26 protein-coding genes and 1 tRNA gene are annotated in these 24506 nt (G+C 68.1%); 15 read left to right on the plus strand and 12 right to left on the minus strand.

From position 1 onward, the window contains the following. The first annotated feature begins 16 nt into the window (after window positions 1–16). Window positions 17–445 carry an NfeD family protein gene (locus AC1DVI_RS05445; protein WP_014241283.1) on the plus strand — a complete coding sequence of 143 codons (429 nt, stop codon included), beginning with the start codon at window positions 17–19 and terminating at the stop codon, window positions 443–445. Window positions 446–809: 364 nt separating this feature from the next. Here AC1DVI_RS05445 and AC1DVI_RS05450 read toward each other — a convergent pair whose 3' ends face one another. Next, window positions 810–1226 (minus strand): HRDC domain-containing protein, encoded by a 417-nt coding sequence (locus AC1DVI_RS05450; protein WP_476957060.1) that lies wholly within the window; start codon window positions 1224–1226, stop codon window positions 810–812. Between the two features lie 202 nt (window positions 1227–1428). Here AC1DVI_RS05450 and AC1DVI_RS05455 point away from each other — a divergent pair, with 202 nt between their 5' ends. The 4 genes from AC1DVI_RS05455 (at window position 1429) to AC1DVI_RS05470 (ending at window position 4496) form a co-directional block, all read left to right on the plus strand. Next, entirely contained in the window at window positions 1429–2415 is a 987-nt protein-coding gene (locus tag AC1DVI_RS05455; protein WP_476957061.1) for a hypothetical protein, read from the plus strand. A gap of 175 nt (window positions 2416–2590) precedes the next feature. Further along, window positions 2591–2908 carry an STAS domain-containing protein gene (locus AC1DVI_RS05460; protein WP_246472225.1) on the plus strand — a complete coding sequence of 106 codons (318 nt, stop codon included), beginning with the start codon at window positions 2591–2593 and terminating at the stop codon, window positions 2906–2908. A 19-nt stretch (window positions 2909–2927) separates the two neighbouring features. After that, a complete protein-coding gene (locus AC1DVI_RS05465) occupies window positions 2928–4190 on the plus strand; it encodes a PP2C family protein-serine/threonine phosphatase (protein WP_476957062.1) in 1263 nt (420 codons plus the stop codon). Between the two features lie 93 nt (window positions 4191–4283). After that, window positions 4284–4496, plus strand: a complete 213-nt coding sequence (locus AC1DVI_RS05470; RefSeq protein WP_149163015.1) for a hypothetical protein — start codon at window positions 4284–4286, stop codon at window positions 4494–4496. 58 nt (window positions 4497–4554) lie between these two features. Here AC1DVI_RS05470 and AC1DVI_RS05475 read toward each other — a convergent pair whose 3' ends face one another. Continuing rightward, window positions 4555–5025: a ferritin-like domain-containing protein gene (locus tag AC1DVI_RS05475; protein ID WP_476957063.1), complete on the minus strand. Its 471-nt coding sequence runs from the start codon at window positions 5023–5025 to the stop codon at window positions 4555–4557. A 201-nt stretch (window positions 5026–5226) separates the two neighbouring features. Here AC1DVI_RS05475 and AC1DVI_RS05480 point away from each other — a divergent pair, with 201 nt between their 5' ends. From AC1DVI_RS05480 to AC1DVI_RS05495, 4 genes are all read left to right on the plus strand, one after another. Then, window positions 5227–5781, plus strand: coding sequence for a DUF1003 domain-containing protein (locus AC1DVI_RS05480; protein ID WP_476957064.1), 555 nt, complete (start codon window positions 5227–5229; stop codon window positions 5779–5781). 8 nt (window positions 5782–5789) lie between these two features. Beyond that, window positions 5790–8348 carry an ATP-dependent helicase HrpB gene (gene hrpB / locus AC1DVI_RS05485; RefSeq protein WP_476957065.1) on the plus strand — a complete coding sequence of 853 codons (2559 nt, stop codon included), beginning with the start codon at window positions 5790–5792 and terminating at the stop codon, window positions 8346–8348. A 13-nt stretch (window positions 8349–8361) separates the two neighbouring features. Then, window positions 8362–8889 (plus strand): SLOG cluster 4 domain-containing protein, encoded by a 528-nt coding sequence (locus tag AC1DVI_RS05490; protein WP_476957066.1) that lies wholly within the window; start codon window positions 8362–8364, stop codon window positions 8887–8889. A 69-nt stretch (window positions 8890–8958) separates the two neighbouring features. Further along, window positions 8959–10191: an adenylate/guanylate cyclase domain-containing protein gene (locus tag AC1DVI_RS05495; RefSeq protein ID WP_476957067.1), complete on the plus strand. Its 1233-nt coding sequence runs from the start codon at window positions 8959–8961 to the stop codon at window positions 10189–10191. A 116-nt stretch (window positions 10192–10307) separates the two neighbouring features. Here AC1DVI_RS05495 and AC1DVI_RS05500 read toward each other — a convergent pair whose 3' ends face one another. From AC1DVI_RS05500 to AC1DVI_RS05515, 4 genes are all read right to left on the minus strand, one after another. Continuing rightward, the gene (locus AC1DVI_RS05500) at window positions 10308–11864 is read right to left on the minus strand and encodes a SpoVR family protein (protein WP_149163009.1); all 1557 of its coding nucleotides are present in this window, start codon (window positions 11862–11864) and stop codon (window positions 10308–10310) included. Window positions 11865–11985: 121 nt separating this feature from the next. After that, window positions 11986–13278: a YeaH/YhbH family protein gene (locus AC1DVI_RS05505; RefSeq protein WP_476957068.1), complete on the minus strand. Its 1293-nt coding sequence runs from the start codon at window positions 13276–13278 to the stop codon at window positions 11986–11988. 50 nt (window positions 13279–13328) lie between these two features. After that, the gene (locus AC1DVI_RS05510) at window positions 13329–15275 is read right to left on the minus strand and encodes a PrkA family serine protein kinase (RefSeq protein ID WP_476957069.1); all 1947 of its coding nucleotides are present in this window, start codon (window positions 15273–15275) and stop codon (window positions 13329–13331) included. An 816-nt stretch (window positions 15276–16091) separates the two neighbouring features. Continuing rightward, window positions 16092–16448, minus strand: coding sequence for a response regulator (locus AC1DVI_RS05515; protein ID WP_476957070.1), 357 nt, complete (start codon window positions 16446–16448; stop codon window positions 16092–16094). Window positions 16449–16619: 171 nt separating this feature from the next. Between AC1DVI_RS05515 and AC1DVI_RS05520 the strand changes: the two genes are divergently transcribed. Beyond that, on the plus strand, window positions 16620–17468 hold the full coding sequence (locus AC1DVI_RS05520; protein ID WP_476957071.1) for a DUF4743 domain-containing protein: 849 nt from the start codon (window positions 16620–16622) through the stop codon (window positions 17466–17468). Here AC1DVI_RS05520 and AC1DVI_RS05525 read toward each other — a convergent pair. From AC1DVI_RS05525 to AC1DVI_RS05535, 3 genes are all read right to left on the minus strand, one after another. Then, complete coding sequence (locus tag AC1DVI_RS05525) at window positions 17386–19059, minus strand: hybrid sensor histidine kinase/response regulator (RefSeq protein WP_476957072.1); 1674 nt, start codon at window positions 19057–19059, stop codon at window positions 17386–17388. The genes AC1DVI_RS05520 and AC1DVI_RS05525 overlap by 83 nt on opposite strands. 168 nt (window positions 19060–19227) lie before the next feature. Beyond that, window positions 19228–20079, minus strand: coding sequence for a tRNA glutamyl-Q(34) synthetase GluQRS (gluQRS, locus tag AC1DVI_RS05530; protein ID WP_476957073.1), 852 nt, complete (start codon window positions 20077–20079; stop codon window positions 19228–19230). Window positions 20080–20170: 91 nt separating this feature from the next. After that, entirely contained in the window at window positions 20171–20338 is a 168-nt protein-coding gene (locus tag AC1DVI_RS05535) for a hypothetical protein (RefSeq protein WP_014241314.1), read from the minus strand. A 333-nt stretch (window positions 20339–20671) separates the two neighbouring features. Here AC1DVI_RS05535 and AC1DVI_RS05540 point away from each other — a divergent pair, with 333 nt between their 5' ends. Together AC1DVI_RS05540 and AC1DVI_RS05545 are read left to right on the plus strand one after the other, a co-directional pair. Then, window positions 20672–21235 (plus strand): HNH endonuclease, encoded by a 564-nt coding sequence (locus tag AC1DVI_RS05540; protein ID WP_149163002.1) that lies wholly within the window; start codon window positions 20672–20674, stop codon window positions 21233–21235. Between the two features lie 42 nt (window positions 21236–21277). Beyond that, the gene (locus tag AC1DVI_RS05545) at window positions 21278–21442 is read left to right on the plus strand and encodes a DUF1289 domain-containing protein (protein WP_476957074.1); all 165 of its coding nucleotides are present in this window, start codon (window positions 21278–21280) and stop codon (window positions 21440–21442) included. Window positions 21443–21475: 33 nt separating this feature from the next. Here AC1DVI_RS05545 and AC1DVI_RS05550 read toward each other — a convergent pair whose 3' ends face one another. Both AC1DVI_RS05550 and AC1DVI_RS05555 read right to left on the minus strand, forming a co-directional pair. After that, window positions 21476–22093 (minus strand): demethoxyubiquinone hydroxylase family protein, encoded by a 618-nt coding sequence (locus tag AC1DVI_RS05550; RefSeq protein WP_476957075.1) that lies wholly within the window; start codon window positions 22091–22093, stop codon window positions 21476–21478. Next, window positions 22090–22617, minus strand: coding sequence for a disulfide bond formation protein B (locus AC1DVI_RS05555; RefSeq protein ID WP_114857606.1), 528 nt, complete (start codon window positions 22615–22617; stop codon window positions 22090–22092). The genes AC1DVI_RS05550 and AC1DVI_RS05555 overlap by 4 nt, the downstream gene beginning before the upstream one ends. A gap of 137 nt (window positions 22618–22754) precedes the next feature. Here AC1DVI_RS05555 and AC1DVI_RS05560 point away from each other — a divergent pair. The 3 genes from AC1DVI_RS05560 (at window position 22755) to AC1DVI_RS05570 (ending at window position 23884) form a co-directional block, all read left to right on the plus strand. Next, window positions 22755–22841: transfer RNA gene (locus AC1DVI_RS05560), tRNA-Leu, on the plus strand. 107 nt (window positions 22842–22948) lie between these two features. Further along, a complete protein-coding gene (locus tag AC1DVI_RS05565) occupies window positions 22949–23344 on the plus strand; it encodes a (R)-mandelonitrile lyase (RefSeq protein ID WP_476957076.1) in 396 nt (131 codons plus the stop codon). A gap of 147 nt (window positions 23345–23491) precedes the next feature. Then, window positions 23492–23884, plus strand: a complete 393-nt coding sequence (locus tag AC1DVI_RS05570; RefSeq protein WP_476957077.1) for a c-type cytochrome — start codon at window positions 23492–23494, stop codon at window positions 23882–23884. A 15-nt stretch (window positions 23885–23899) separates the two neighbouring features. On the opposite strand, the gene AC1DVI_RS05575 is transcribed toward AC1DVI_RS05570, so the two are convergent. Next, window positions 23900–24460, minus strand: a complete 561-nt coding sequence (locus tag AC1DVI_RS05575) for a PQQ-dependent catabolism-associated CXXCW motif protein (RefSeq protein ID WP_476957078.1) — start codon at window positions 24458–24460, stop codon at window positions 23900–23902. Window positions 24461–24506 lie beyond the last annotated feature (46 nt).

Raw genomic sequence — 24506 nt, forward strand, 5'->3', positions numbered from 1 at the left:
CGAAGGCGGGCCCGCGATGATCGAATTCTGGCACTGGTGGGTTCTGGCCGTGCTGCTGGGGGCACTGGAGACGGTGGCGCCGGGAGCGGCCTTTCTGTGGCTGGGCGGGGCCGCCGCGCTGGTCGGCTTCGTGCTACTGGTCTGGCCGTCCCTGCCGTGGGAGCATCAGGGATTGCTGTTCGCCCTGCTCGCCATCGCCGCGCTGGTGGGAACCCGCTTCCTGTCCCGCGGGTCAGCGCATACGACGCACACGCCGCATCTGAACCGCCGGACGGCGCAATACATCGGGACGCTGCACACGCTGGACGGCCCCATCGTCAACGGGCGTGGCCGGGCGCAGATCGGCGACGGGCTTTGGACCGTCGAGGGACCCGACCTCCCCGCCGGAACCCGTGTCCGCATCGTCGGGGCCGAGGGCACTCTGCTGAAGGTGGAGAAGGCCTAAGCGCCATCCGAACCGCCGCGTCGGGGCTTCGGCGAGGTCGTGCCGGATCTGTTCGGCATGGCGTTCCAACCGTTGTGCCAGGGCGTCCATGCTGCCGTCGCCGGTGGCCGCCGCGCGCTCCGCCGCCTGACGGCTGAAGGCTTCCAGTTCCCGCGCCATGGCGCGGTAATCGGGCACGTCGCCTCTCGATCCGGATGTCCCGTCCATGGCCCCCGCCATGCTGCATTGCCGCAAACTACGAGGGTATGCTGGCACAGCGTGGAGGGGTCTGGAATCAGGCTTACGGCGGGTCCGGCTTCTCTTTCGGCACAGTGAACAGGGCCACACGGCCCTTCGGCCTATGTCATTCCGGAGAGCGGAGGCGTCAGTCGATCAGTTCGTCCAGGGTCGCGCGGACGACCTGCACGATCTCCCCGCCGAAGTGGCCCACGCCGAGGTCGCGGGCGCCGACGATGATGGACAGTTCGCGCTCCGTCGTGGGTGCGAAGCGGGCGATTTCCGGCACCAATTCGTCCGGCAGGACGGCGTCGCGCGACACCCCTTCGCGGACCGCGGTGCGGTCCCGCCAACCGTTGAGGGCGGCGTTGATCGCGGCCTCGATCTGGAGCGATTCCTCCTTGCGCTTCAAGTCCTTGTAAAGCACGAGAATGCGCCAGCCGCCGTCGGCGTAGGCCGTGTCGATGCGCTGCACCTCGACCGTGCGCAGGAAGGAGGAGAGTTGCCCCTGGGCCTCGTCCGCGCTCGCGTCGGGGATCGTGAAGGTGCGGATTTCGGTGCTCATCCTGTGCCTCGATGCGTGCCTCGCCTTTCGCGCAAGACTACACGAAAGCTCCCGTATCCGGCTACTCCGGCACGATCCGGACGGATGCCCCCTTCGTCATAGGAAAACATGGCGGCACACGGGACCCTGCTCCCTCCCGGAGTGTTTGAATCATAGGACACCGCACATCGCCGGGCACACCGCTGGGAGGAGCAGAGGGACCATGACCGGGCCTGTTGAACCGCAAAAGCACCGGACGGACCGGACCGGGCCGCAAGCGAAGCCGCGGCGGTTGTGGATCACCTTGCTGGTGGTGATCCCCGCCCTGTTCGCGGCCGGGACGGCGGGGGCCTTCTGGACCGGCTACAGCCTCCACGACCGGCCCTTCGCCTGGTACAACAGCAACCGCATCGCCGCGACGGCGGAGCGGGCGGCGCGGGACCTGTCCCCCGTCGTGGTGGTGGCACTCGGCGACTCGGCTCTGCGCCACGCCACCCTGGACGAGTCCGGAATGGCCGCGCTGGCGGCGAAGCACGGGGTGGAGAGCCTGCATTTCCTGCGCATCGTCCACGACCACGCCCGCATCGAGGACTTCGAACCGCTGCTGGGCGACGTGCTGAAGCTGAAGCCGGCGCTGGTGCTCCTGGACGTGGACCTGCTGTTCGCGGAGCGCAGCGAGGTCGCCGGGTTGCGCCGCTACGGCGCGCACCTGACCGAGGTGGCGATGCTGGGCCGCTCCTACCTGCCCGACCAGAGCGCCCTGCAATACGCCAAGCCGTGCCACGCCGTCGGCCCGCAGGGCTGGACCGCCACCGCCGCCGACCGTTGGGTGGAGACCCGCGACGCCGCCGTCCGGATGAACGACGACTCGCCGGCCTTCGACCGGGTGCGCCGCTTCGCCGATCAGGCGCGCGCCGCCGGGGTCGGGATCGCCCTGTTGCTTCCGCCCCGCCCGGCGGCGGTGGAGGAGCGGCTGTACGGCGCGGGCAACGGCTACCGCCCGGCGGCGCTCGACCGGCTGAGCGGGCAGGCCGACCTGCCGCTCTGGCGATTCCCCGACTCGGCGCGTCCCGAGCCGGCCAAGGCGTCGGCCTTCTGCCGCAGCGGCATGCTCGGGCCGGAAGGCCGCGATGCCTATTCGGCATGGCTGGCCGGCGGAATCGCCGAACGTCTGTCGCATCCAAGGGTGGAAGAAGCCGCGCTGCAATAAGATCCGGCCATCCCGGCCGGATGATGCGCCCCGAATAACCCGATGCTGACACGGCAGCGTCATCAAAGTGCAATTCCCGGCGACCTAGAATGCGCCCGCATCCCCGCCGGACCCGGAGCCCACCGGGCCGACCCGCGGGGGATTGCGCCTCTCTTCGGCCACGGGTGAACCACAGATGAGCGCCGCCATGGATTTCTCCGTCCGCGAGGCCCCGGCCAGCACCGAGATCGTGCTGAGCGGGCGCATGACCTTTGCCGACCACGACACCTTCCGCGACGTCATCGCCACCTTCGAGCGGCCGGCGGGGCACAGGGTGGTCTTCGACCTGTCGCGGCTCGACTTCGTCGACTCCTCCGGCCTCGGCATGTTCATCATCGCCCGCGACACCGCGCAGCGGCGCAATCTGGACTTCGCGATCCGCGGCGCCCGCGACGAGGTGCGGCGCCTGATCACGATCGCCAAGTTCCACACCATGTTCAACATCGACGACTGACGCGGCGGGGACGGACGCGATGGGCCACATACGCGCCGTGGCGGTGCCACCCGGAACGGAGGGCGACGACGCTCCACCCCGCCCCGCCCGTTCCGGCGCGGGCGCCTCGGTCTACGGGATGGAACTGGGCATCCCGCTCGGCGGCTGCCGGGTTCTGATCGCCGACGACAGCGCCTTCAACCGCAAGACGCTGACCCGCTTCCTGCAATGGGCCGGCATCACCCAGGTGGCCTTCGCCTCCTCCACGGAAGAGGTGATGGAGCGGCTGGAAAGCTTTGCCCCCGACCTGCTGCTGCTCGACGCGGCCATGCCGCGGATGGACGGCATCGGCGTGTGCCGCAGCCTGCGCGGCGACCCGCGCTGGCGCGACCTGCCGATCCTCATGCAGAGCGCGCTGCACTCCGACCAGATGAGGACGGTCTGCTTCAGCGCCGGGGCGACCGACCTGATCGCCAAGCCGATCAACCCCGGCGAATGCATCGCCCGCGTGCGCTACCACCTGGAGCGCCGGTCGATGGTGCAGGAGTTGCGCGCCTTCCACGAGCGGGTGGAGCGCGACCTGCGGCAGGCCCGCGCCATGCAGCTCGCCCTGGTCCCGGAGCCGGCGGAACTGGCCGCCCTCGCCGAGCGGAACGGGCTGGCGGTGGATTCGGTCTTCCGCGCGTCGGACGAGATCGGCGGCGATTTCTGGACGGCCTTCGCGTTCGACGGGAGCCGTGTCGGGGTCTTCGCCGCCGACCTGTCGGGCCACGGCATCGCCGCGGCGATCAACGCCTTCCGCCTCCACACGCTGCTCACCCGCACCCCGCCGGAGGAGATGCGCGACCCGGCCGGCCTGCTGCGCCAACTGAACGGGCGGTTGTGCGAGATCCTGCCTCTGGGCCAGTTTGCCACCGCCTTCTATGGGGTGATCGATCGCGCCGACGACACGTTGCTCTACGCCGCCGCTGCGGCGCCCAGCCCCCTCCTGGCGACCAACTTCGGCTTCCAGCCGTTGGACGCGTCCGGCCCGCTCCTCGGCGCCTTCCCGGACTCGGCCTACACGAACCAGCGCGTGCCGCTGCGGCGCGGCGACAGCCTGTTCCTCTATTCCGACGGGCTGAGCGAAGCCCGGAACGCCGACGGCGCCATGCTGGGCGAGGACGGCCTGCTCCGTCTGGCCGAGCGCGCGGCGGCGGACGCTCCTGACCGCCCCCTGCCCGCCCTGATGACCGGCCATGCCGCAATCCATGGCGAACACTTGAACGACGACGTGACCGCGCTCTGGATCACCCGCCGCTGACGCGCCGCAGCAATTTATCCATTGGCCCCATATCCTTATTCGCGTTATGGATATTGCTGCGTCGGGCGACGTGTAACAGGAGACGGAACGGATATGGCTTCGATCATGATCAAGAAGGCCGGCGAGGGCCTGATTTCCCAGGCTCACCGCAACGCCGACGTTGGCCCGACCAGCGGAAGCTCGGTCGTTTACGAAATTCTCAACGTGCCGGCGGGCGTGTCGGTGGACGACATCATCGCCGCCTTCAAGACCTTCAAGCCGGTGGACAAGAAGTACGAGTACGACTACGCCGAGCTGTCCAAGTAAGGCGCTCGTTCGCCCTTCCCGCGGTTCCCGCAAGGGCGGAAACCGCGGGAAACGGCCTTTACCCCTTCTTGGGGAAGCGCTCGATCCAGCGCTCCAGTTCCGCCACATGCTCCGCCTCTTCGGAGGCGAACTCCTCGGCCATCATGCGGACCTCCGGGTCCGTGGTGGTGGTGGCCACATCGGCGTAGAAGGCGTGCCCGCGCTTTTCGCTGTCGAGCGCCAGCTCCAGTGCGTAATCCACCGTCATCAGATAGTGCGAGCCTTCCATGGAGGCCGCTTCCGGGCTCTCGTCGTCCGGCCACTGGAAGTCTTCCGGGGCAAGCGCCGGAACGTCGCGGAAGGCGGAGCGCTTGCGGGCGTCCGCCAGATGCAGGCGCGAGAACTCGGCCATCTTGGCGAAGAAGGCCGCGACGTCCGCGTTGCCGTAGGTCTTCATGGCCTCCGACAGGTCGGCGAAACGGTTGGCGGCGTCCTCCTCCAGCGCGCAGGCGTGGGCGAGGAAAAGTGCGGGGTCGTGAATGTTGGCCATAGGGTCCCGAGATCGTTAAGTCACAAACAGATTGTGGTTATTTGAACCATAACGCCTTGTTGCGAAAGGTTCTCGGATCGCTGGCCGGTTGCGGATCATTGCGACGATTTAACGCACCCCTCATTCATCCGCGCTTGGCGCCTCAACCCGCCCGGCCTAGAGATCCTGAAACATCGTCACGAACGGCAGGGGATGTCCGCCATGAGCGCCGCGCACATCGGATTGAAAGGCCATCCGGCGAACGGCCTGCACCCTGTCGCCCTGGGGCACGAGGATCTGGAGCGGCTGCACCTTCTGCGGCAGCACCGGCGCGAGACGCGCGGCGCGGGGACACCGGCGCGCACGGCGGGCCAGTGGGTGGCCGACGGGGTGGCGGCCCTGGTCGGGTCCTGGCGCTTCATCATCGTCCAGTCGGCGCTGCTGGCCCTGTGGATCGGCGCCAACGCGCTGGGCTGGGCCAGGGCGTGGGACCCCTATCCCTTCATTCTGCTGAACCTCGTCCTGTCCTTCCAGGCGGCCTATACGGCGCCGATCATCATGATGAGCCAGAATCGGCAGGCCGACATCGACCGCAAGCGGGCCAGCCAGGATTACGACGTGAACCTGAAGGCGGAGCTGGAGATCGAACTGCTGCACCAGAAGATCGACCTGCTGCGCGAGCAGGAGATCGCCCGGCTGACCCGCATGGTGGAGGACTTGACCGAAGCGCTCGCCGCTGCCAGGAACACGGCGCCGCCGCCCACACCAACGACCTGACAGCCACCATGAGCATCCCGGCCCTTCCCATCGATCCCGTGCTTCCCGAGCTTCTGGCCGCGCTGGACGGGCGCGGCGTGGCGGTGCTGCAGGCGCCGCCGGGGGCCGGCAAGACGACCCGCGTGCCGCTGGCCCTGCTCGACCGGCCTTGGCTGGCCGGGCGCAAGGTGATCGTGCTGGAGCCGCGGCGGCTGGCCGCCCGCGCCGCCGCCCGCCGCATGGCCGCGATGCTGGGGGAAGGCGTCGGCGAGACGGTCGGCTACCGCGTGCGGCTGGACACGAAAGTCGGGCCGAAGACCCGGATCGAGGTGGTGACCGACGGCCTGTTTCTGCGCCAGCTTCAGGAAGACCCCGAACTGCCGGCGGTCGGCGCCGTGCTGTTCGACGAGTTCCACGAGCGCGGCATCGACAGCGATCTGGCCCTGGCCCTGGTGCAGGAGGCGCGCGGCGCGTTGCGCGACGACCTGCGGCTGGTGGTGATGTCGGCGACGCTGGACGGCGGCCCTGTCGCCGCCCTGCTCGGCGACGCCCCGATGGTGACCAGCGAGGGCCGCGCCTTCCCGGTGGAGACCCGTCACCTCGACGCCACCACCACCACCACCAGCAACGGCACCGGCACCCGCATCGAGGACGCCGTGGCCGCCGCCGTCCGCCGCGCGTTGCGGGAGGAAAGCGGCAACGCGCTGGTCTTCCTTCCCGGCGCGGGGGAGATCCGGCGGGTGCAGAGCCTTCTGGAAAGCGCCGACCTCGGGCCCGGCACGGTGATCGCCCCGCTCTACGGCGACCTGACGGCCGACGCCCAGGACCGCGCCATCGCCCCCAGCCCCCCGGGCACGCGCAAGATCGTGCTCGCCACCCCCATCGCCGAGACCAGCCTGACCATCGAGGGCATCCGCATCGTCGTGGACGGCGGGCTGATGCGCGTCCCCCGCTTCGACCCGCGCAGCGGCATGACGCGGCTGGTCACCGCCAAGGTCTCCCAGGCGTCGGCGGAGCAGCGGCGAGGCCGCGCCGGCCGGCTGGAGCCCGGCGTCTGCTACCGCCTGTGGCCGGAGCCGTCGCACAAGGCGCTGGCCGCCTTCACCCCGCCGGAGATCATGGACGCCGACCTCGCCCCGCTGGCGCTGGAGCTGGCGGTGTGGGGCGTGTCCGACCCGGCGTCGCTGGCCTGGCTCGACCCGCCGCCCGCCGCCGCCATGGCCCAGGCGCGGGAGCTGCTGCGCGAGTTGGGGGCGCTGGACGCCGACGGCGGCATCACCGCCCACGGCCGCCGCATGGCCGGTTTCGGCGTGCACCCGCGGCTGGCCCACATGATGCTGAAGGGCAAGGCGATGGGGCTGGGCGCGCTGGCCTGCGAGGTCGCCGCCCTGCTCGGCGAGCGCGACATCGTCCGCGCCCAGCCTGGTTTCCGCGACGCCGACCTGCGGCTGCGCGTGGAGCTGCTGCGCGGGCTGGACGATGACGGGCGGGTGCGCGGCGCCGGGCGCGGCCTGACCGTGGAGCGCGGCGGCGCCCAGCAGGCGTTGAAGCAGGCCCGGAACTGGAAGCGCCAACTGGGCGTGAAGGGAGGCGGCGGCGACCTCGGCGCCACCGGCCTGCTGGTCGCACTGGCCTATCCCGACCGCATCGGCCAGCGCCGCCCCGGCGGAAGCGCCGGCGGGGCGGCCGCGCAATACCGGCTGTCCAACGGGCGCGGCGCCTATTTCCAGGACGCCGAGCCGCTGAGCGCCGAGGACTGGCTGGCCGTGGCCGACCTGGACGGGGCCGCCCGCGAATCGCGCATCTTCCTCGCGGCCCCGCTCTCCCTGGGGGAGCTGGAGGAGGCCTTCGCCGAGCACATCCGCAGCGAGACCATGGTCGCCTGGGACGGGCGGGAGCAGACGGTGCTTGCCCGCCGCCGCCGCATGCTGTTCGCCCTGGCGCTGGAGGACAAGCGCCTGCCCAACCCGCCCGCCGAGGCCATCGCCGCCGCCATGCTGGAGGGCATCCGGGAAATGGGGCTGACCGCACTGCCCTGGACCGACGAGCTGCGCAAGTGGCAGACGCGCGTGCTGTTCCTGCGCCGCCGGGAGGGGGAGGAGTGGCCGGACGTGTCCGACGCCACCCTGCTGGAGACGATGGAGGACTGGCTGGTGCCCTTCCTGAACGGCGCCTCGCGCCGCGCTCATCTCGACCGGGTGGACCTGGGCAACGCGCTGCGCGGGTTGCTGCCCTGGGCCATGCAGCAGCGGCTGGACAAGGAGGCGCCGACCCACGTCGAGGTGCCCAGCGGCTCCCGCATTCCCATCGATTACAGCGGGGACGAGCCGGTTCTGGCCGTCCGGCTCCAGGAGATGTTCGGGCTGGCCGAGACGCCGCGCATCGCCGGCGGCCGGGTGCCGCTGCTGCTCCATCTGCTGTCCCCCGCCCGCCGTCCGGTGCAGGTGACACGCGACCTCGCCAGCTTCTGGGCCAATGCCTACAAGGCGGTGAAGGCCGACCTCAAGGGGCAGTATCCCAAGCATTATTGGCCCGACAACCCGCTGGAGGCCGAACCCACGGCGCGGGCGAAACCACGCGGACGATAACAGGAGGGCGGACATGGCGATCATCGGGGTGATGGGGTCGGGGCAGGAGGAATGGGGGGATTACGCGGAGCCGCTCGGCGTTTGGATCGCCGGGGCCGGGCACGACTTGCTGACCGGCGGCGGCGGCGGGGTGATGCGGTCGGCCGCGCGGGCCTTCCACGGCACGCCGGGGCGCCGGGGCCGCTCCATCGGAATCCTGCCGTCCGAGCCCGACCCGGTCCGCGGCCATGCGCCCCTGCCCGGCTACCCCAACCCCTACATCGACCTGCCCATCCTGACGCCCTTCGCGCGCAAGCCGGCCGGCGCGCCGCCGACGGAGCTGAGCCGCAACCACGTCAACATCCTGACCAGTGACGTGATCGTCGTCCTGCCGGGCCGTCACGGGACCTTGGACGAGGTGCGGCTCGCCCTGCGCTTCGGAAAGCCTATGATCGGTTTTGGACCGGAGCTTGACTTTCGGGCCATGCCCGCCGAATTGCGGACAACCGGCGACTTCGGAACGGTCACGGCCTTCATCGCGGACGCCCTGTCCCGCCGCTGACACTCCGTTCCCGGACAAGGTTCTCGGACAAGGTTCTCGGACAAGGCGACCTCTGGCAGGATGGCGGGCATGGATGCGCAAGGAATTCTCGACCTCAGCCGCTGGATCGCGGAGGCCGGGCTGCGTGGGGTGCCGGAGACGGACCTCATCGGCGGCTTCTGCGAACGGCTGGTCGCTGCGGGCGTGCCGCTGACCCGGACGGTGGTCGGGGCGGACACGCTGCACCCGACCATCGCCGGCCATGTCGTCACCTGGGACAGCAGCGGGCGCAACGCCGCCGAGGTGCGCCGGACCGAGTATGGCGGCGACGGCAGCGATCCCGACATCGACGAGAAATGGCTGCGCAGCCCCTTCCACCGGCTCTACACCTCCGGCGAGACGATGCTGCGCCTGCGGTTGACCGACGGCACGGAGGGCGGCGAGTTCCCGATCGTCGACGAGCTGCGGGCGCAGGGCGCCACCGACTACATGGCCATCGTCAACCGCCTCGGCCCCCGCGCCGCCATCGGGGAACTGGACTGCATCTTCTCGTCCTGGGTGTCGCACCATCCCGACGGTTTCAGCGACGCCCAGCGCGACGCCCTGCTCACCCTCACCGGCAGCTTGGCGCTGGCGTTGCGCGGCCACGCCATGGCGCACATCGCCAACACGCTGGCGGAAACCTATCTGGGGCGGGACGCCGGCCACCGCGTTCTGCGCGGCCACATCCGCCGCGGCGTGGCGGAGGAGCTGGACGCCGTGCTGTGGTTCAGCGACCTCCAGGGCTTCACCCGCATCACCGACACCGCGGCCCCGGAAACCATCCTGCCGCTGCTGAACGACTATGCGGAGCTGGTGGTGACAGCCATCCACCGGCACCACGGGCAGGTGCTGAAATTCATGGGCGACGGCATCCTGGCCGTCTTCGACCGCTCCAGCGCCGAGGATGCCTGCCGCGCCGCCCTCGACGCCGCGGAGGAGGCCCGGGAGCGCTGCAAGGAACTGAACAGCCGCCGCTCCGCCGCCGGGCTGCCGGTGACGCGCTTCTATCTCGGGCTGCACCAGGGAAAGGTGTTCTACGGCAACATCGGCGGGGTGGATCGGCTGGACTTCACCGTGGTCGGCCCCGCGGTGAACGAGGCCAGCCGCATCGCCGCCATGTGCCGGTCGCTCGACCAGGACATCCTGCTGTCGTCCGCCTTCACCGAATCCGCTCCGGAATGCCGGCAGCGGCTGATCTCGGTCGGGCGCTACCTGCTGCGCGGGGTGGGCCGCCCGCAGGAGCTGTACACGCTGGACCCGGAAGCATCGCCCCCACCCTAACCCTCCCCCGCTAACGCAGGGGAGGGGACTGCCGCCGCCTCGCAATCATCTCCCTCCCCCGCCCAGCGGGGGAGGGTTGGGGTGGGGGCAAACACGCGGCCCCACCCCGCCCCCAATCACCCGCCGATGCCGCTGGGCGCGGTGACGGCATGCTCCTTCAGGATGGCGTCGGACAGGGCCGACACCTCGACGAGCTGGACCTCGTAGCCCCACAGGTTGGCGATGTGGCGCAGCACGGCCTTGGCGTCGCTTTCGTCCAGCAGCACGCCGTTGGTCACGCGGTGGTGCAGGATCAGCTTGCGGTCGCCGGCCAGATCGACGTCGACGATCTGGATGTCCGGCTCCAGGAAGCCGAGATCGTACTGCCGCGCCAGCAGCTTGCGGATGCCGCGGTAGCCGCGCTCGTTGTGGATGTTCTCGACCAGCAGATAGGGGTCTTCCGCGTCGTCGCGCACGCTGAACATCTTGAACTTCCGCATCAGATGCGGGCTGAGATACTGGAGCACGAAGCTCTCGTCGCGGAAGTTGGCCCAGGCGTCGCGCAGCGCGCCCATGCCGTCGCCCCGCCCGGCGAGGTCGGGGAACCAGTAGCGGTCCTCGTCGGTCGGAGTCTCGGCGATGCGCTGGATGTCCTGCATCATCGCGAAGCCCAGCGCGTAGGGGTTGATGCCCGAGAAGCGCTGGTCGTCGAACTCCGGCTGGAACACCACCGAGGTGTGCGAATGCAGGAATTCCAGCATCGCGCCTTCGCTGATCATCCCCCGCCGGTGCATCTCGTTCAGGATGGTGTAGTGGGTGTAGGTCGCACACCCCTCGTTCATCAGCTTGGTCTGCTTTTGCGGGTAAAAATACTGGGCCATGTGGCGGACGATGCGGAGGATCTCGCGCTGCCAATGCTCCAGCCGCGGCGCCTTCTTCTCCAGGAAGTACAGCAGGTTCTCTTCCGGCAGGCCAAGCAGCTTCTTGCGCTCCGACACCGACTTGGACGGGCGGTTGCCGCCGACGGCGGCCTTCGGCACGGTGCGCCACAGGTCGTTGAAGGTCTGCTCCTGGTACTCCTGCCGCTCCCGCTCGCGCTTCTGCTCCAGCCGGAGGTCGAGGCTGCGCTTCTTCGGATACTTGTGCACGCCCTGGTTCATCAGCGCGTGGGCGGCGTCGAGCACCCGCTCCACCGCGTGGTGGCCGTAGCGGTCCTCGCATTGGGCGATGTAGGACTTGGCGAATTCCAGATAGTCGAGGATGCCCTCGGCGTCCGTCCACTGCTGGAAAAGCTGGTTGTTCTTGAAGAAGTGGTTGTGGCCGAAGGCGGCGTGGGCGATCACCAGCGTCTGCATCGTCATGGTGTTCTCTTCCATGATGTAGCTGATGCAGGGGCTGGAATTGATGACGATCTCATAGGCGAGGCCGCGATAGCCCTTGCGGTAGAGCATCTCGTCGCGGGCGAAATGCTTGCCGAAGGACCAATGCTTGTACATCAGCGGCATGCCGATGGACGAATAGGCGTCGAGCATCTGCTCGGCGGTGATGACCTCGATCTGATTGGGATAGACGTTGAGGCCCATGTCCTTCAGGGCGATGTCCTCGATGGCGTCGTAGACGCGCTTGATCTGGTCGTAATCCCAGTCCGCCCCGTCGTAGAGCAGGCTGTCGGGCTTGTCGATCACAGCGGTCATGCCTCGCATCCTCTCAAAACTCTATGGGGTGTTGGCCCCGATTCTTGGTGCGGCCTCGCGGTGGCGGGCATTGCCCCCTCCCTGACCCTCCCCCGCTTCGCAGGGGAGGGAGCAAGGACGTCTACGCCCCCGCCTTCTCCCGGGCGAACAGGTCGCGGAAGACCGGGAAGATCTCCCGGCGGGAGCGGACGCGGCGCATGGCGATCGGCAGGTCCGGCCCCTGGACCGTCTTGTAGGTCCGCCACAACTCCGTCTCGCGGCCCAGCGCCGACAGGCCCATGTTGTGCTCCGCCGCCACCTCGATGTAGGCGAAGTACTGGCACAGCGGCAGGATGCCGTCCCGCAGCAGACCCGCCGACCGCGCGTTGTCCGACGACATGTTGTCGCCGTCCGACGCCTGGGCGGCGTAGATGTTCCACTCGTTCTCCGGATAGCGCTCCTTGACGATGCGCTGCATCTCCTCCAGCGCCGTGGAGACCACGGTGCCGCCGGTCTCGGTGGAGTAGAAGAACGTGTCCTCGTCCACCTCCTTGGCCTCGTGGGTGTGGCGGATGAAGACGATGTCCACCGAGCGGTAGCGCCGCTTCAGGAACAGGAACAGCAGCATGAAGAAGCGCTTGGCGAGGTCCTTCATGTGCTCGGTCATCGAGCCGGAGACGTCCATCAGGCAGAACATGACCGCCTGCGCGATGGGCTTCGGCACCGTCTCGAACCGGTTGTAGCGGACGTCGATCGGGTCGATGAAGGGGATGCGCTTGGAGCGGAGATAATGCCGCTCCAACTGGTCGCGCATCTCCCGCAGTTTCTCGGGATCGTCGCCGCGGTCCTCCGCCTCGCGCAGGAGCGCCTCCAGTTCCAGCATCTCCGCCGGCTTGGGCCGCTTCAGCGCGATGCGCCGGCTGAGGCTGTTCCGCATGGTGCGGACGAGGTTCAGGTTGGCCGGAGATCCGGTCACCGAATAGCCCGCCCGCGTCAGCGAATGGGATTCCGTCTGCTTGACCTTCTGTTTGACGAGGTCGGGAAGTTCCAGGTCCTCCAGGAAGATGTCCAGGAACTCCTCGCGGGACAGGACGAAGCGGAAATCGTCGTCGCCCTCCCCGTCCGGACTGCCTTCGTTGCCGCCGCGACCGCCACCGCCCTCCGGCCGCGCGATGGTGTCTCCCTCCACATACTCCTTGTTGCCCGGCACGACGTAGTCGCGCACGCCGCCGGCGCCGGAGCGGTGGAAGGAGGGCTCCCGCACGCCGCCGGTCGAGATGGTCACCTTCTCGCCGTTTTCGATGTCCTGGATGCCGCGTTTGCCGGAGGCATCCCGCACCGCCTTCACCACCTGCTCCTTGGCACGGCGCAGGAAACGCTGGCGGTTGGCCAGGCTCTTGCCTTGCGGATTCAGGCGACGGTCGATGATGTTCATCAAGGGGGAGCCCCTCCTACCCGTTCACGCTCGTGTGGCGAAGCGGGCCGTCAGCCGGCCTGCTTCACACGCATGTACCACTCGACCAACCGACGGACCTGCCGCTCGGTGTAGCCGCGCGACATCATGCGCGACACGAACTCGTTGTGCTTCTTCTCGGTCTCGCCGTCCTTCTTGGACCCGAAGCTGATGACCGGAAGCAGATCCTCCACCTGGGAGAACATGCGTTTCTCGATCACCTCACGGATTTTCTCGTAGGACGTCCAGGAGGGGTTGCGCCCGGCGTTCGCCGCCCGCGCGCGCAGCGCGAACTTGACGACCTCGTTGCGGAAATCCTTCGGGTTGGCGATCCCGGCGGGCTTCTCGATCTTGGTCAGCTCCTGGTTCAGAAGCTCGCGGTTCATCAGTTGGCCGGTGTCCGGGTCCTTGAAGTCCTGGTCCTCGATCCACGCGTCGGCGTAATCCACATAGCGGTCGAACAGGTTCTGCCCGTAGTCGCTGTAGGATTCCAGATAGGCCTTCTGGATCTCGTTCCCGATGAACTCCGCGTAGCGCGGCGCCATCTCGGCCTTGATGAACTCGATGTACTTCTTCTCGGTGTCGTCGGGGAACTGCTCCCGCTTGATCGATTGCTCCAGGATGTACATCAGGTGGACGGGATCGGCCGAGATCTCGTTGGAGTCGTAGTTGAAGGTCGCGGCCAGGACCTTGAAGGCGAAGCGGGTGGAGATGCCGTCCATGCCCTCGTCCACGCCCGCCTGGTCGCGGTATTCCTGCATGGACTTGGCCTTGGGGTCGGTCTCCTTCATGCTCTCGCCGTCATAGACGCGCATCTTGGAGTAGAGGCTGGAGTTCGGATGGTCGCGCATGCGCGACAGCACCGAGAACTTCGCCAGCATCTCCAACGTCGACGGGGCGCAGGGCGCGGTCGCGAGGTCGGAACTCTTGACCAGCTTGTCGTAAATGCGCTGTTCCTCCTGCACCCGCAGGCAGTAGGGAACCTTGATGACGCAGATGCGGTCGATGAAGGCTTCGTTGTTCTTGTTGTTCTTGAAGGACTGCCATTCCGCCTCGTTCGAGTGGGCGAGGATGATGCCCTGGAACGGGATGGCACCGATGTTCTCCGAACCGACGTAGTTGCCCTCCTGGGTCGCCGTCAGCAGCGGGTGGAGCATCTTGATCGGGGCCTTGAACATCTCGACGAATTCCAGCAGGCCCTGGCTGGCCCGGTTCAAGCCGCCGGAGAAGCTGTAGGCGTCGGGATCGTTCTGGCTGTAGACCTCCAGCTTGCGGATGTCGACCTTGCCGACCAGCGAGGAGATGTCCTGGTTGTTCTCGTCGCCCGGCTCCGTCTTGGTGACGCAGATCTGGCGCAGCTTGCTGGGATGCAGCTTGACGACGCGGAAGCGGGAGATGTCACCGCCGAACTCGTCCAGCCGCTTCACCGCCCAGGGGCTCATCAGGCCGGTCAGGCGGCGGCGCGGGATGCCGTAGCGGTCCTCCAGCAGGTCGCCCATCTCGTCCGGGTTGAAGAGGCCGAGCGGGCTCTCGAAGACCGGGCTGATCTCCTTGCCGGCCTTCAGGACGTAGACCGGGCATTTCTCCATCAGCGACTTCAGCCGCTCCGCCAGCGACGACTTGCCGCCGCCCACCGGACCCAGCAGATAGAGGATCTGCTTGCGCTCCTCCAACCCTTGCGCGGCGTGGCGGAAGAAGCCGACGATCCGCTCGATCGTCTCCTCCATGCCGTAGAAGTCGGCGAAGGCCGGATAGATCTTGATCGTCCGGTTCATGAAGATTCGGCCAAGGCGTGGGTCCCTGGCGGTGTCGACGACTTCCGGTTCGCCGATGGCGGCGAGGATGCGCTCCGGTGCGGAGGCATACATCATCGGGTCGTCGCGGCATTCCTGGAGGTATTCCGTGAGGCTCATCTCAACCTCACGGCGCCCCTCGTAGGACTGTGTGTAGCGCGTGAACAGTTCGTCGGCCGGGAACATTCCGCTCTCCGTGTCTCTTAGTCCGATGCGTCGGGGCTGCCGCCGGGGGACCCGGGCGGCGGGGGCGGCACCTGCCGCAGGTGCGAACTCTGGGGCGTCACGGACACAACGGTCCCGCGGCACCCCCGCTCACCGTCGAAAGCCAGACCTTTTATCCAGTTGCGGTTCAAATGAAGCGCCCCCTTCGGAGTGCTAAACTCGAATGCTTCAAAACTGAATGTAATGCTCGACCTAGAGCTTTCCAGGAGGAAAGCCTTGATAGTCTGAAAAGAGAGGCGGCCGGACACCCCGGTCATCAGTAATAGACCACGCGGCCGGGTTGTCCGAAAAGGCCGGGGTGCAAGCACCGGCGGGACGGATGGCAAGAAGAACGAAGGTCGACAGGGCTGAGACTTGCAACCGGCTTCCGGAGCGCGGCCCGGATGCCGTTCGTCGGGGACTCGCTGGACCTTGCCGATCACCCATCGACCTCCAGTGCATCCATGCGCCTTAACCAACTAAGGCGCTACGGTTAACAACGAGCGTGACGGATATTCCTTAACAACCCGCTTCCGCGTCCATCGCCGCCGCCTTGCCTCACGATATTAACGCATGGGCGACGGGCATGGTCCACACCTTCCAAAGAAGGATGGTGAGCCTCATCACAGCAGATCAACAAGGCAGAATTTGGATGAGCCGCCTTTGCCATTGCGGCGCACAATCGGCAGGGGATCCGGAAGCCGGCTGGAATCAAGCACTTGGCCGCGTTCTTGCAGTCCTGCCACAGGTTGGGGAAAAAGTGTGACCTGCGGGTCCGTCCTTGGCCGTCCCGCGTCCTCAGCCGAGCTTGGCGCCCAGCGTGCCCTTCAGCGACTCCGGCGTGGCCGGCTTGACGATGAAGGTGTCGGCGCCGAAGGCCGCGGCTTCGTCCATGCGGCTCTGATCGGCACGGTTCGTCATGAAGACCACCGGCAGCGCGCGGTGACGGGCGTCGGGGCTGGCCCGCAGGGCCTTCAGGAACCCCAGCCCGTCCATCGGCTGCATCTCCACGTCGCAGACGACCAGATCGGGCGCGTGCGTCTGTACGGCTGCCAAACCGGCCTCGCCGTCGGCGGCCTGATGAACGGTGCGGAAACCCAGCGTGGCCAGCATCTTCGCCAGCACCATGCGGGTGAAGCTCTCGTCTTCGATCACAAGAACCGAAAAATCCCCGAACGCCGCCGGCATCGCCCTGTTCCCCCGAGTCCGATAGGCCGTGTGTGTACGCCGCATGCACGCCCTTTGCAACCGGCTGGCCGGCTGACCGGGAACGGCTCACGGAAGAACGGTTGCACGGCGGGGGGCGCTGCGGCTACACGGAGTCGCATGAGCTTCCTCGACCACATCCGCGCGTGCAACGCGCACGACCTCTCCGGCTTCCGTCCGTTCGAGCTGGAAGGGCATCGCCTCGGCTGGGTCCGCCACGCGCTGGCCGAGCAGCTTCCCGGCGTCGATCCGGGCTTCGTCGTCACCGCCGACCGGGTGACGCTGGCCCCGGAGGTCCGCGATTTCGAGGCGCGGTCCTCGGTGCTGGCGCACGCCGCCCAGTTCCTCGTCGAGATGGGGGCGGTCTCCGCCCTGCGCGGCGAGTTCTACCCGGTCATGCCGGCCTGGGGGGCGGAGCCGCTGATGCGCATCGACCGCGCGGTTGTGGCGCAGTTCGGCACCCCGGCCTACGGGCTGCACGTCAACGGCTTCGTCCGCCAGCCGGACGGCGGCCTGTCGCTGTGGATCGGACGGCGCGCCAGAGACCGCGAGGTGGCGCCGGGCAAACTGGACAACCTGATCGCCGGCGGCCAGCCCATCGGCCTGACGCTGGCGGAGAACCTCGTCAAGGAAGCGCAGGAGGAGGCGGGGGTGGACGCCGCCCTGGCGTCCCGCGCCGTACCCGTCGGGGCCGTCACCTACCGCATGGAGACGGAGGCCGGGCTGAAGCAGGACACGCTGTTCCTCTACGACCTGGAACTCGACGCGGATTTCGTCCCGCGGAACACCGACGGCGAGGTCGAGCGCTTCGAGCTGTGGCCGCTGGACCGCGTCGCGGAGTCGGTGCGCACGACGAAGGACTGGAAATTCAACGTGCCCCTCGTCGTCATCGACTTCCTCGTCCGTCACGGCTGGCTGACGCCGGAGGAGCCCGACTATCTGGCGATCGTGACGGGCCTGCGGCGGTAGACGCCGCCACCTCGACGGACGCGGCCACGGTCACTCCGCCGCGGCGCGCCCGCGCCTCCTCCAGGTGGGACGACAGCTCCGACAGGGTGACCGGCTTGTGCAGGACGGTGAAGCCGCTGCGCCGCGCCTCGCGGATGCGGTCGGGGCTGGTGTCGCCGGTCAGCAGGATCGCCGGGATGAGGTCACCGGCGAAGGCGTGGATGTCGCGGATGGCGTCCACCCCCGTCCGACCGTAGCGCAGGCGGTAGTCGGCGATGATGACGTCGGGAAGCCGCTCCGCCCCGTCGAGTTGGCGCAGAGCCTCCTCTCCCGATGCGGCGGCCAGCACATCCCACCCCCATTGCTCCAGCACCAGCCGCAGGCTTTGCAGGATCAACTCCTCGTCGTCGATGATCAGCGCCAGCGCACCGGATCGGTCCAAGGACGGCATGGCGCGTTCCGTCGCGTTGGGATTCCAGGAAGCGTGCAAGGGAACCTCCACCGTAAAGCAAGTGCCCCGCCCCGGACGCGACCGCACGCGGACGGGCAGGCCGAGCAGATGCGACAGCCTCTTCACCACCGCCAGCCCGAGGCCGAGGCCGCGGCTGCGGTCGCGTTCCACGTTGCCGAGCTGAACGAACTCCTCGAAAATCTCGTCGAGCTTGTCGGTGGGGATGCCGACGCCCGTGTCCGCCACCTCGATGCACAGCATCATGCCCCGCCGCCGGCACCCCAGGAGGACGCCACCCGACGCCGTGTAGCGCACCGCGTTGTCGAGCAGGTGGCGCAACAGCCGTTCCAGCAGGGCGGCGTCGCTGCGGACCTGCGCCTTCAGCGGGCGCACCCGCAGCTTCAGCCCCTTGGCGGCCGCGCGCGGGCCGTAGTCGGTCTTCAACCGCTCCATCATTTCGGCCAGCGCGAAAGGGGCCACGTCGGGCGAGACGATCCCGGAGTCGAGCCGAGCCACGTCCAGCAACGCATCGAGCAGGCCGCGCATCGCCTCGACCGCCCGGTTCATCGTCTGGACCAGCGGCAATTGCGGATGATCGGACAGCCGTTCCGCCAGGACCGCGCCGAACAGGGTCAGCGACTGGGCGGGCTGGCGCAGGTCGTGGCTGGCGGCGGCCAGGAAGCGCACCTTGGCTTGGCCGGCGCGCTTCACCTCGTCCCGCGCGGCGCGCAGAGACTCGCCCTGTCCGCGCAGCCGTGCCTCCACGGCCATGCGGCGGCTGGCGTCCGTCGCGGTCATGACGATGCCCCCGGCCTCTCCGCCGGACTCCGCAGGCAGCGGCGTCAGCACGATGTCGAGCCAGTTTCCGTCACCCGTCAGGGCCAGTTCCTGGACCAGCCCGCGGCCCGCGGCGGCCATCGCCTGAGCGAAGCGCTCCGCCGCGTCCTCCCGGCCGCCCCAGACGAACGCGCCGGCCATGGCTTGCCCGATCAGCAGATCTTGCGGGCATCCGATGGCGCGCTGCATCGCCGCGTTGAGATCGACAATGCGTCCTTGCCGATCGAGCAGGGCAATCGCCACGCCGATCGTGTCGAAGACCCGCCGCAGTTCGGCGGGGTCGGCGGGACGACGGTCGCCCCCCGCCACATCCTCCTCTCGCATCGCTTGCCCCCTTCGGATTGCAAGCCGGCCAACCGTTTGGCGCCATCCGTTGGGCAGGGCAAACAATCGGTCGAGATTCAAAAGATACGTGCAAGAGGAAGGAGATTCCAGGAGAGCCGCCTCAAACGGATAGTGTTCCGATCATTGTAATACACATTTGGTGGTAGATCATAACTCTTCCGGAAAGCCGGACAGGGCGCGCACCGCCGCCGCCGTTCGCCCCGTTTCCCGAAGAGATCGCAAGGTCTTGGCGTTGTCGCGCTTGGCAAGGCGCTCACCCCGTTCATTCACCATCAAAGAGTGATGATGATAATCAGGAGCGCCGACTCGAAGGAGCCCCTGAAGCAGGCGATGCACGTGCGTCGCGAAAAACAGGTCGTCGCCACGGGTCACCAGGGTCACACCCTGAAGATGGTCGTCCACGGTGACCGCCAGATGATAGCTCGTCGGGGCGTCCTTGCGGGCCAGGACGACGTCGCCCAGGATGCCCGGCGTGGCGTCCTGCCAGCCGCGCCGCCGGTCGTGCCAGCGCAGCGGCCCGGTCATGGCCATGGCCTTTTCCACATCCAGCCGCAGGGCATAGGCCGCGCCCGCGGCGATGCGGTCCTGCCGTTCCAGGTCCGACAGGCCGCGGCAGGTGCCGGGATAGAGCGGACCGTCCGGCCCGTGCGGCGCGTGGCCGGCGCGGGCGATCTCGGCGGCGATGTCCTTGCGGGTGCAGAAGCAGGGATAGACGGCGCCCAGATCGGCGAGCCGCGCCAGCGCGGCGCGGTAATCGTCCAGATGCTCCGACTGGCGGCGCACCGGTTCTTCCCAGGTCAGGCCCAGCCAGGCCAGATCCTCGCGCAGGTCGCGGTCGAACTCGGGACGGCAGCGCTGCGGGTCGATGTCCTCGATGCGCAGAAGGAAGCGCCCTCCGGCCTTGCGGGCGGCGGTCCAGCCGAACAGAGCGGAATGGGCATGCCCGAGGTGGAGATGGCCGGTCGGGCTCGGCGCGAAGCGGGTGACGACGTCGGTCATCCCCGCCTTATACCCCAACCGCGCCCGGCCTGCATGCAGGACTACGGGCGCAACGGGTGGGGGTGCAAAGGGCGGTCAGATGTAGGGGCAGTCAGATGTAGGGATTGTCCTTGATCGGCTCGACCGGGATGTCCTCGCCCTCCAGATACATGGCGAGGCGGCGGCGCAGTTCGCGGTCGAAGGCGTCGATGCGGCGCTGGCGGTCGCGCTCCTCGCGCTCGGCGCGTTTCTCGGCAAGGTCGATGATCGTGGCGCTCATGGATGTTCCCTTTGAAAGCGTCCCCCTAGGGCGCTGCCACCATCTCAGAGCATGGTTAACGCTCAGTAACCACGATGTCGGAAAATGCACGATCAAGGCTTCACAACCAAATGTCACAGGCATCCTGCCGGTCGCCCGGAAACGTCGGAGCCCTGCCTATCGAAAGGGTTACAGGATCGTGAAGAAATGACGCAGTGCGGCGCGACATATTGAGTTCGAACCACAAATCAACTATGTATCTGGTGTTCCGGTCACCCGGCGGCGTGTCATCCCGCATGGGGGAGCGGAACACCAGACAAGGTTCCAGACACGCCTCAGATAAGGGAGTGGCCATTGGCTCCACCACCCGATCACTGTCCGGCCCTGGTGCTGAACGCCGACTTCCGGCCGCTCAGCTACTTCCCCCTGTCGCTCTGGTCCTGGCAGGAGGCGGTCAAGGCCGTCTTTCTGGACCGGGTGAACATCATCTCCGAATATGACCGCGTCGTCCGATCCCCCACGTTCGAGATCAAACTGCCGAGCGTCATTTCGTTGAAGGAGTTCATCCCGGCGACGCGGCGGCCGGCCTTCACCCGTTTCAACGTCTTCCTGCGCGACCGCTTCACCTGCCAGTATTGCGGCCACCACTTTCCCACGCAGGAACTGACCTTCGACCACGTCATCCCACGGTCGCGCGGCGGGCGCACCACCTGGGACAACGTCGTCACCTCCTGCTCGGCCTGCAATCTGGCAAAGGGAAACTGGCTGCCGCACAGTTGCGGCATGATCCCCCTCAGTCCCCCGTTCCAGCCGAGTGCCTACCAGCTTCAAGAGAACGGACGTGCATTCCCGCCAAACTTCCTTCACGAAAGTTGGCGGGATTTTCTTTATTGGGACACCGAACTCGATCCGATGTAGAAACGCCGCGATCGGGAAGAATGGACCGGGGAAGATTTGGGTATGGACGACGAGAATCCCTGCGTGGGCATCTGCATCATCGGCGAGGACGGCTATTGCGAAGGCTGCGGGCGGAGCGAGGACGAGATTTACGGCACGCCGCCCGCCCCAGTGCCCATCCCGGCCCCTCCTCCGGCGCAGACTGGGGCGGACGGCAAGGCCGCCTGAGTCCGCTCCGGTTTCCGCCGGAGTGGGCGCCGGTCACACCCGCTCGGCCACCCAGATGACCGCCTTGGTGCCGGCCTTGATGGCGGCGGACAGCACCGGATAGGCCGGGGCCTGCTCCGCACCGTTGAGCAGACCGATGTCGCGATGCTCCACCTCCTCCGCCTGGAATTTGAGGATGGAGGTCTTCAGCTCCTCCTCTTCCGGGCCGAGGTGCTTCAACTGCGCCTCGTAATGGCCGTCGATGACCTGCTCGACGGCGACGGTGCAGGCCATGGCCGCCCGCTCGCCCATCACCGCCGTCCCGGCGCCCAGCAGGAAGCCGGCGACGTGCCACAGCGGCTGCAGCACGGTCGGCCGCACCTGACGGGCGACGAGTTGCTTCTCGAAATACTGGAGATGCTCCAGCTCCTGGTCGGCCATGTGGCGCAGGGTCTTGGCGTGCCGGCCCCGGCCCATGACCGAAAGCTGGCCTTCGTAGATGCGCTTGGCGCCATATTCCCCGGCATGGTCCACGCGCACGATCCGCGCCAGCCGCTGTTCCGGGGTCGGGTCGCCGGGCAGGCGCCCGCGCGGGCGGGGCCGGGGGGCCGACGACTCGCCGGTGGACGGAGCGGAAGCGGGGGTAGCGGCGGTGTTGTCGAGCGGGGTCATGCGAAGGTCCTGGAAACCGAGGTCCGGATGTAGGCGGCGCGGGCCGCCGCGAAGGCGAAGGCGGACAATGCCAGCGAAATCACGACGTTGTAGCCCGCCATCGAAATCCCGAACAGCGACCACGCCACTTCGTCGCAGCGGGTGACCGGGGCGGCGAGCACCTGGGCGCGCAGTTCCTCCAGCGTCTGGGGCGCGCGTCCGCTGGCGCCGCAGGCCGAGGTGCCGGCCCACCAATGCTGCTCCACCCCCACATGGTAGGCGGCGATCCCGGCGCCGGCCAGAAGGGCCAGCCCGCTCGCCACCAGCAACGCGTCGCCCAGCCCGCGCCACTGGCGGAACAGCAGGGTGACGATGCCGAAGGCCATCACCGCGCCGTAGGGCACGCGCTGCCACAGGCACAGGACGCAGGGCTGGTAGCCCAGCACGAACTGGAAAAACAGCGCGGCGGCCAGCACGCCGGCGCTGGCGATGGCCAGAAGCCCGGCGGTGTAGCGCGGATCGTCGATGGGGAGGCGGTTCGTCATGCGGGTGAGATTAGCGCGCCCCACAGGCTTAGGCCAGACACGCCGACGCGTCCGCACAAAACACTTTGTCCCAGGGCGATTTCCCCTCTATATAGCGGGCACCGGTCGCCGCGAGCGCCGGGTCCGGCAGGCACCGTGCGGGCGTGGCGGAATTGGTAGACGCAGCGGACTCAAAATCCGCCGTCCTCACGGATATGTCGGTTCGAGTCCGACCGCCCGCACCACCTCCCCTTCTGTGCCTGTTCCACGGACCGCCGCAAGGCCACATCCGCCCTCCCCGCTTGTTTCCGTCACGCAGCCCCGGCTGGGGACCACAGCGGAGGATTCGACCATGGAGATCATTCGGGTTGGCGCGCAGCCATCCGTCACCGGACCGGCCGACTGGTTCACCGGCACGGTCCGCATCGACCCCATCGTGCAGACCGAAGCCCCGGCCCGCACCGCGGCGGCCAGCGTCACCTTCGAACCCGGCGCCCGCACGGCGTGGCACACCCATCCCCTTGGGCAGACCCTGATCGTCACCGCCGGCTTCGGCCGGGTCCAGCGCGAGGGCGGCCCCATCGAGGAGATCCGACCCGGCGACGTCGTCTGGTTCCCGCCCGGCGAGAAGCACTGGCACGGCGCGTCGCCGACCATGTTCATGACCCACATCGCCATCCAGGAGCAGCTGGACGGCAAGGCCGTCGACTGGATGGAAAAGGTCACGGACGAACTGTACGGGGCGTGAGGCAACAGGACCGGCCCCAAAACCTCATTGCGTATGCGGGCTTGTTCCAAAGTCCAATTCGGCGGCCCGACCCAGCCCCTTAAAATGCGCGGCATCGACCGCCGCCGCGACCGGCGCCGCGGAGTTTTGGCTGGGGAGCCATCTCACATGACCGTTTCCAAATTCGTCATCGCCGCCGCCCTTCTGCTTGCTGCCGGCACGGCCAACGCCGAAAGCGGGCCGCAGCCCAAGACGGCGGAAGAGGCCGCCGGCAAGCAGATCTTCCACCAGTGCGCGGCCTGCCATTCGCTGGATTCCAGCAAGAACGCCTTCGGCCCGAGCCTGTACAACGTCGTCGGGCGCAAGGCCGGCTCGATCCCGCGCTTCGACTATTCCAACGCGCTGAAGGCGTCCAACATCACCTGGACCGAGGACAACCTGCGCCATTGGATCGCCGGCAACGACAGCTTCGTGCCCGGCACCCGCATGCGGCACGTCGCCATCACCGATCCGGCGGAACAGGACTATCTGATCGCCTTCCTGAAGTCGCTGAAGCAGTAAGCATCGGCTAGCCGGTTACGGTGCGGCGACCGCAACCGGCTTCCCGTCCTCGGTCGGCAGGCCCGCCTCGGCCCAGCCGTCCGCCCCGTCGCGGTACCAGAGGACGCGGCGGTAGCCCATCTCCAGGGCGCGCTTGCCCGCGTTCCACGACATCCAGCAATCCGCCAGACAGTAGAACAGCAGGCCGCGCCCGCGGTCGCCGCCGGTCAGCCGCTCCAGGTTGGCCCGGAAATAGCCCTCCAGCTCCGGCGTCAGCGCCCCAAGCCCGACGTTGGGAAGCCAGACGCTGCCGGGGATCTGCGGAAAGGGCTTCGGCACCAGCCAGGGGCCGCCGGGCAGCGTGCTGCGGTCCAGCTTCATCACGTTGATGGGAAGAGCGGCACCCGACTCCACCAGCGCGCGGGCCTGCGCCGTGTCCACCGTGTCGGCCCCGGGCAGCGAGGCCGGAGTCGGCGACCGGTATTCGGTCATCCGGTAGCCGTCCGGCACCGGGACAACATCCGCCGCGGCGTCTTCCGCCGGCCCGGCCAGCAACAGCGCCAACCCGGCGGCGCCCAGCCATCCTGCGCGCACCACGTTCCCTCCCCCATTGTTCTGCGGCACCCACGAAATCCCCCCGTGC

This window comes from Azospirillum sp. P4_B5, assembly GCF_056402275.1.

Bases quoted from the DNA above. Each gene is read 5' to 3' on its own strand.
- AC1DVI_RS05445 (WP_014241283.1), top strand. From the start codon at position 17: ATGATCGAATTCTGGCACTGGTGGGTTCTGGCCGTGCTGCTGGGGGCA.
- AC1DVI_RS05450 (WP_476957060.1), bottom strand. From the start codon at position 1,226: ATGAGCACCGAAATCCGCACCTTCACGATCCCCGACGCGAGCGCGGAC.
- AC1DVI_RS05455 (WP_476957061.1), top strand. From the start codon at position 1,429: ATGACCGGGCCTGTTGAACCGCAAAAGCACCGGACGGACCGGACCGGG.
- AC1DVI_RS05460 (WP_246472225.1), top strand. From the start codon at position 2,591: ATGAGCGCCGCCATGGATTTCTCCGTCCGCGAGGCCCCGGCCAGCACC.
- AC1DVI_RS05465 (WP_476957062.1), top strand. From the start codon at position 2,928: ATGGGCCACATACGCGCCGTGGCGGTGCCACCCGGAACGGAGGGCGAC.
- AC1DVI_RS05470 (WP_149163015.1), top strand. From the start codon at position 4,284: ATGGCTTCGATCATGATCAAGAAGGCCGGCGAGGGCCTGATTTCCCAG.
- AC1DVI_RS05475 (WP_476957063.1), bottom strand. From the start codon at position 5,025: ATGGCCAACATTCACGACCCCGCACTTTTCCTCGCCCACGCCTGCGCG.
- AC1DVI_RS05480 (WP_476957064.1), top strand. From the start codon at position 5,227: ATGAGCGCCGCGCACATCGGATTGAAAGGCCATCCGGCGAACGGCCTG.
- hrpB (WP_476957065.1), top strand. From the start codon at position 5,790: ATGAGCATCCCGGCCCTTCCCATCGATCCCGTGCTTCCCGAGCTTCTG.
- AC1DVI_RS05490 (WP_476957066.1), top strand. From the start codon at position 8,362: ATGGCGATCATCGGGGTGATGGGGTCGGGGCAGGAGGAATGGGGGGAT.
- AC1DVI_RS05495 (WP_476957067.1), top strand. From the start codon at position 8,959: ATGGATGCGCAAGGAATTCTCGACCTCAGCCGCTGGATCGCGGAGGCC.
- AC1DVI_RS05500 (WP_149163009.1), bottom strand. From the start codon at position 11,864: ATGACCGCTGTGATCGACAAGCCCGACAGCCTGCTCTACGACGGGGCG.
- AC1DVI_RS05505 (WP_476957068.1), bottom strand. From the start codon at position 13,278: ATGAACATCATCGACCGTCGCCTGAATCCGCAAGGCAAGAGCCTGGCC.
- AC1DVI_RS05510 (WP_476957069.1), bottom strand. From the start codon at position 15,275: ATGTTCCCGGCCGACGAACTGTTCACGCGCTACACACAGTCCTACGAG.
- AC1DVI_RS05520 (WP_476957071.1), top strand. From the start codon at position 16,620: ATGAGCTTCCTCGACCACATCCGCGCGTGCAACGCGCACGACCTCTCC.
- AC1DVI_RS05525 (WP_476957072.1), bottom strand. From the start codon at position 19,059: ATGCGAGAGGAGGATGTGGCGGGGGGCGACCGTCGTCCCGCCGACCCC.
- gluQRS (WP_476957073.1), bottom strand. From the start codon at position 20,079: ATGACCGACGTCGTCACCCGCTTCGCGCCGAGCCCGACCGGCCATCTC.
- AC1DVI_RS05535 (WP_014241314.1), bottom strand. From the start codon at position 20,338: ATGAGCGCCACGATCATCGACCTTGCCGAGAAACGCGCCGAGCGCGAG.
- AC1DVI_RS05545 (WP_476957074.1), top strand. From the start codon at position 21,278: ATGGACGACGAGAATCCCTGCGTGGGCATCTGCATCATCGGCGAGGAC.
- AC1DVI_RS05550 (WP_476957075.1), bottom strand. From the start codon at position 22,093: ATGACCCCGCTCGACAACACCGCCGCTACCCCCGCTTCCGCTCCGTCC.
- AC1DVI_RS05555 (WP_114857606.1), bottom strand. From the start codon at position 22,617: ATGACGAACCGCCTCCCCATCGACGATCCGCGCTACACCGCCGGGCTT.
- AC1DVI_RS05565 (WP_476957076.1), top strand. From the start codon at position 22,949: ATGGAGATCATTCGGGTTGGCGCGCAGCCATCCGTCACCGGACCGGCC.
- AC1DVI_RS05570 (WP_476957077.1), top strand. From the start codon at position 23,492: ATGACCGTTTCCAAATTCGTCATCGCCGCCGCCCTTCTGCTTGCTGCC.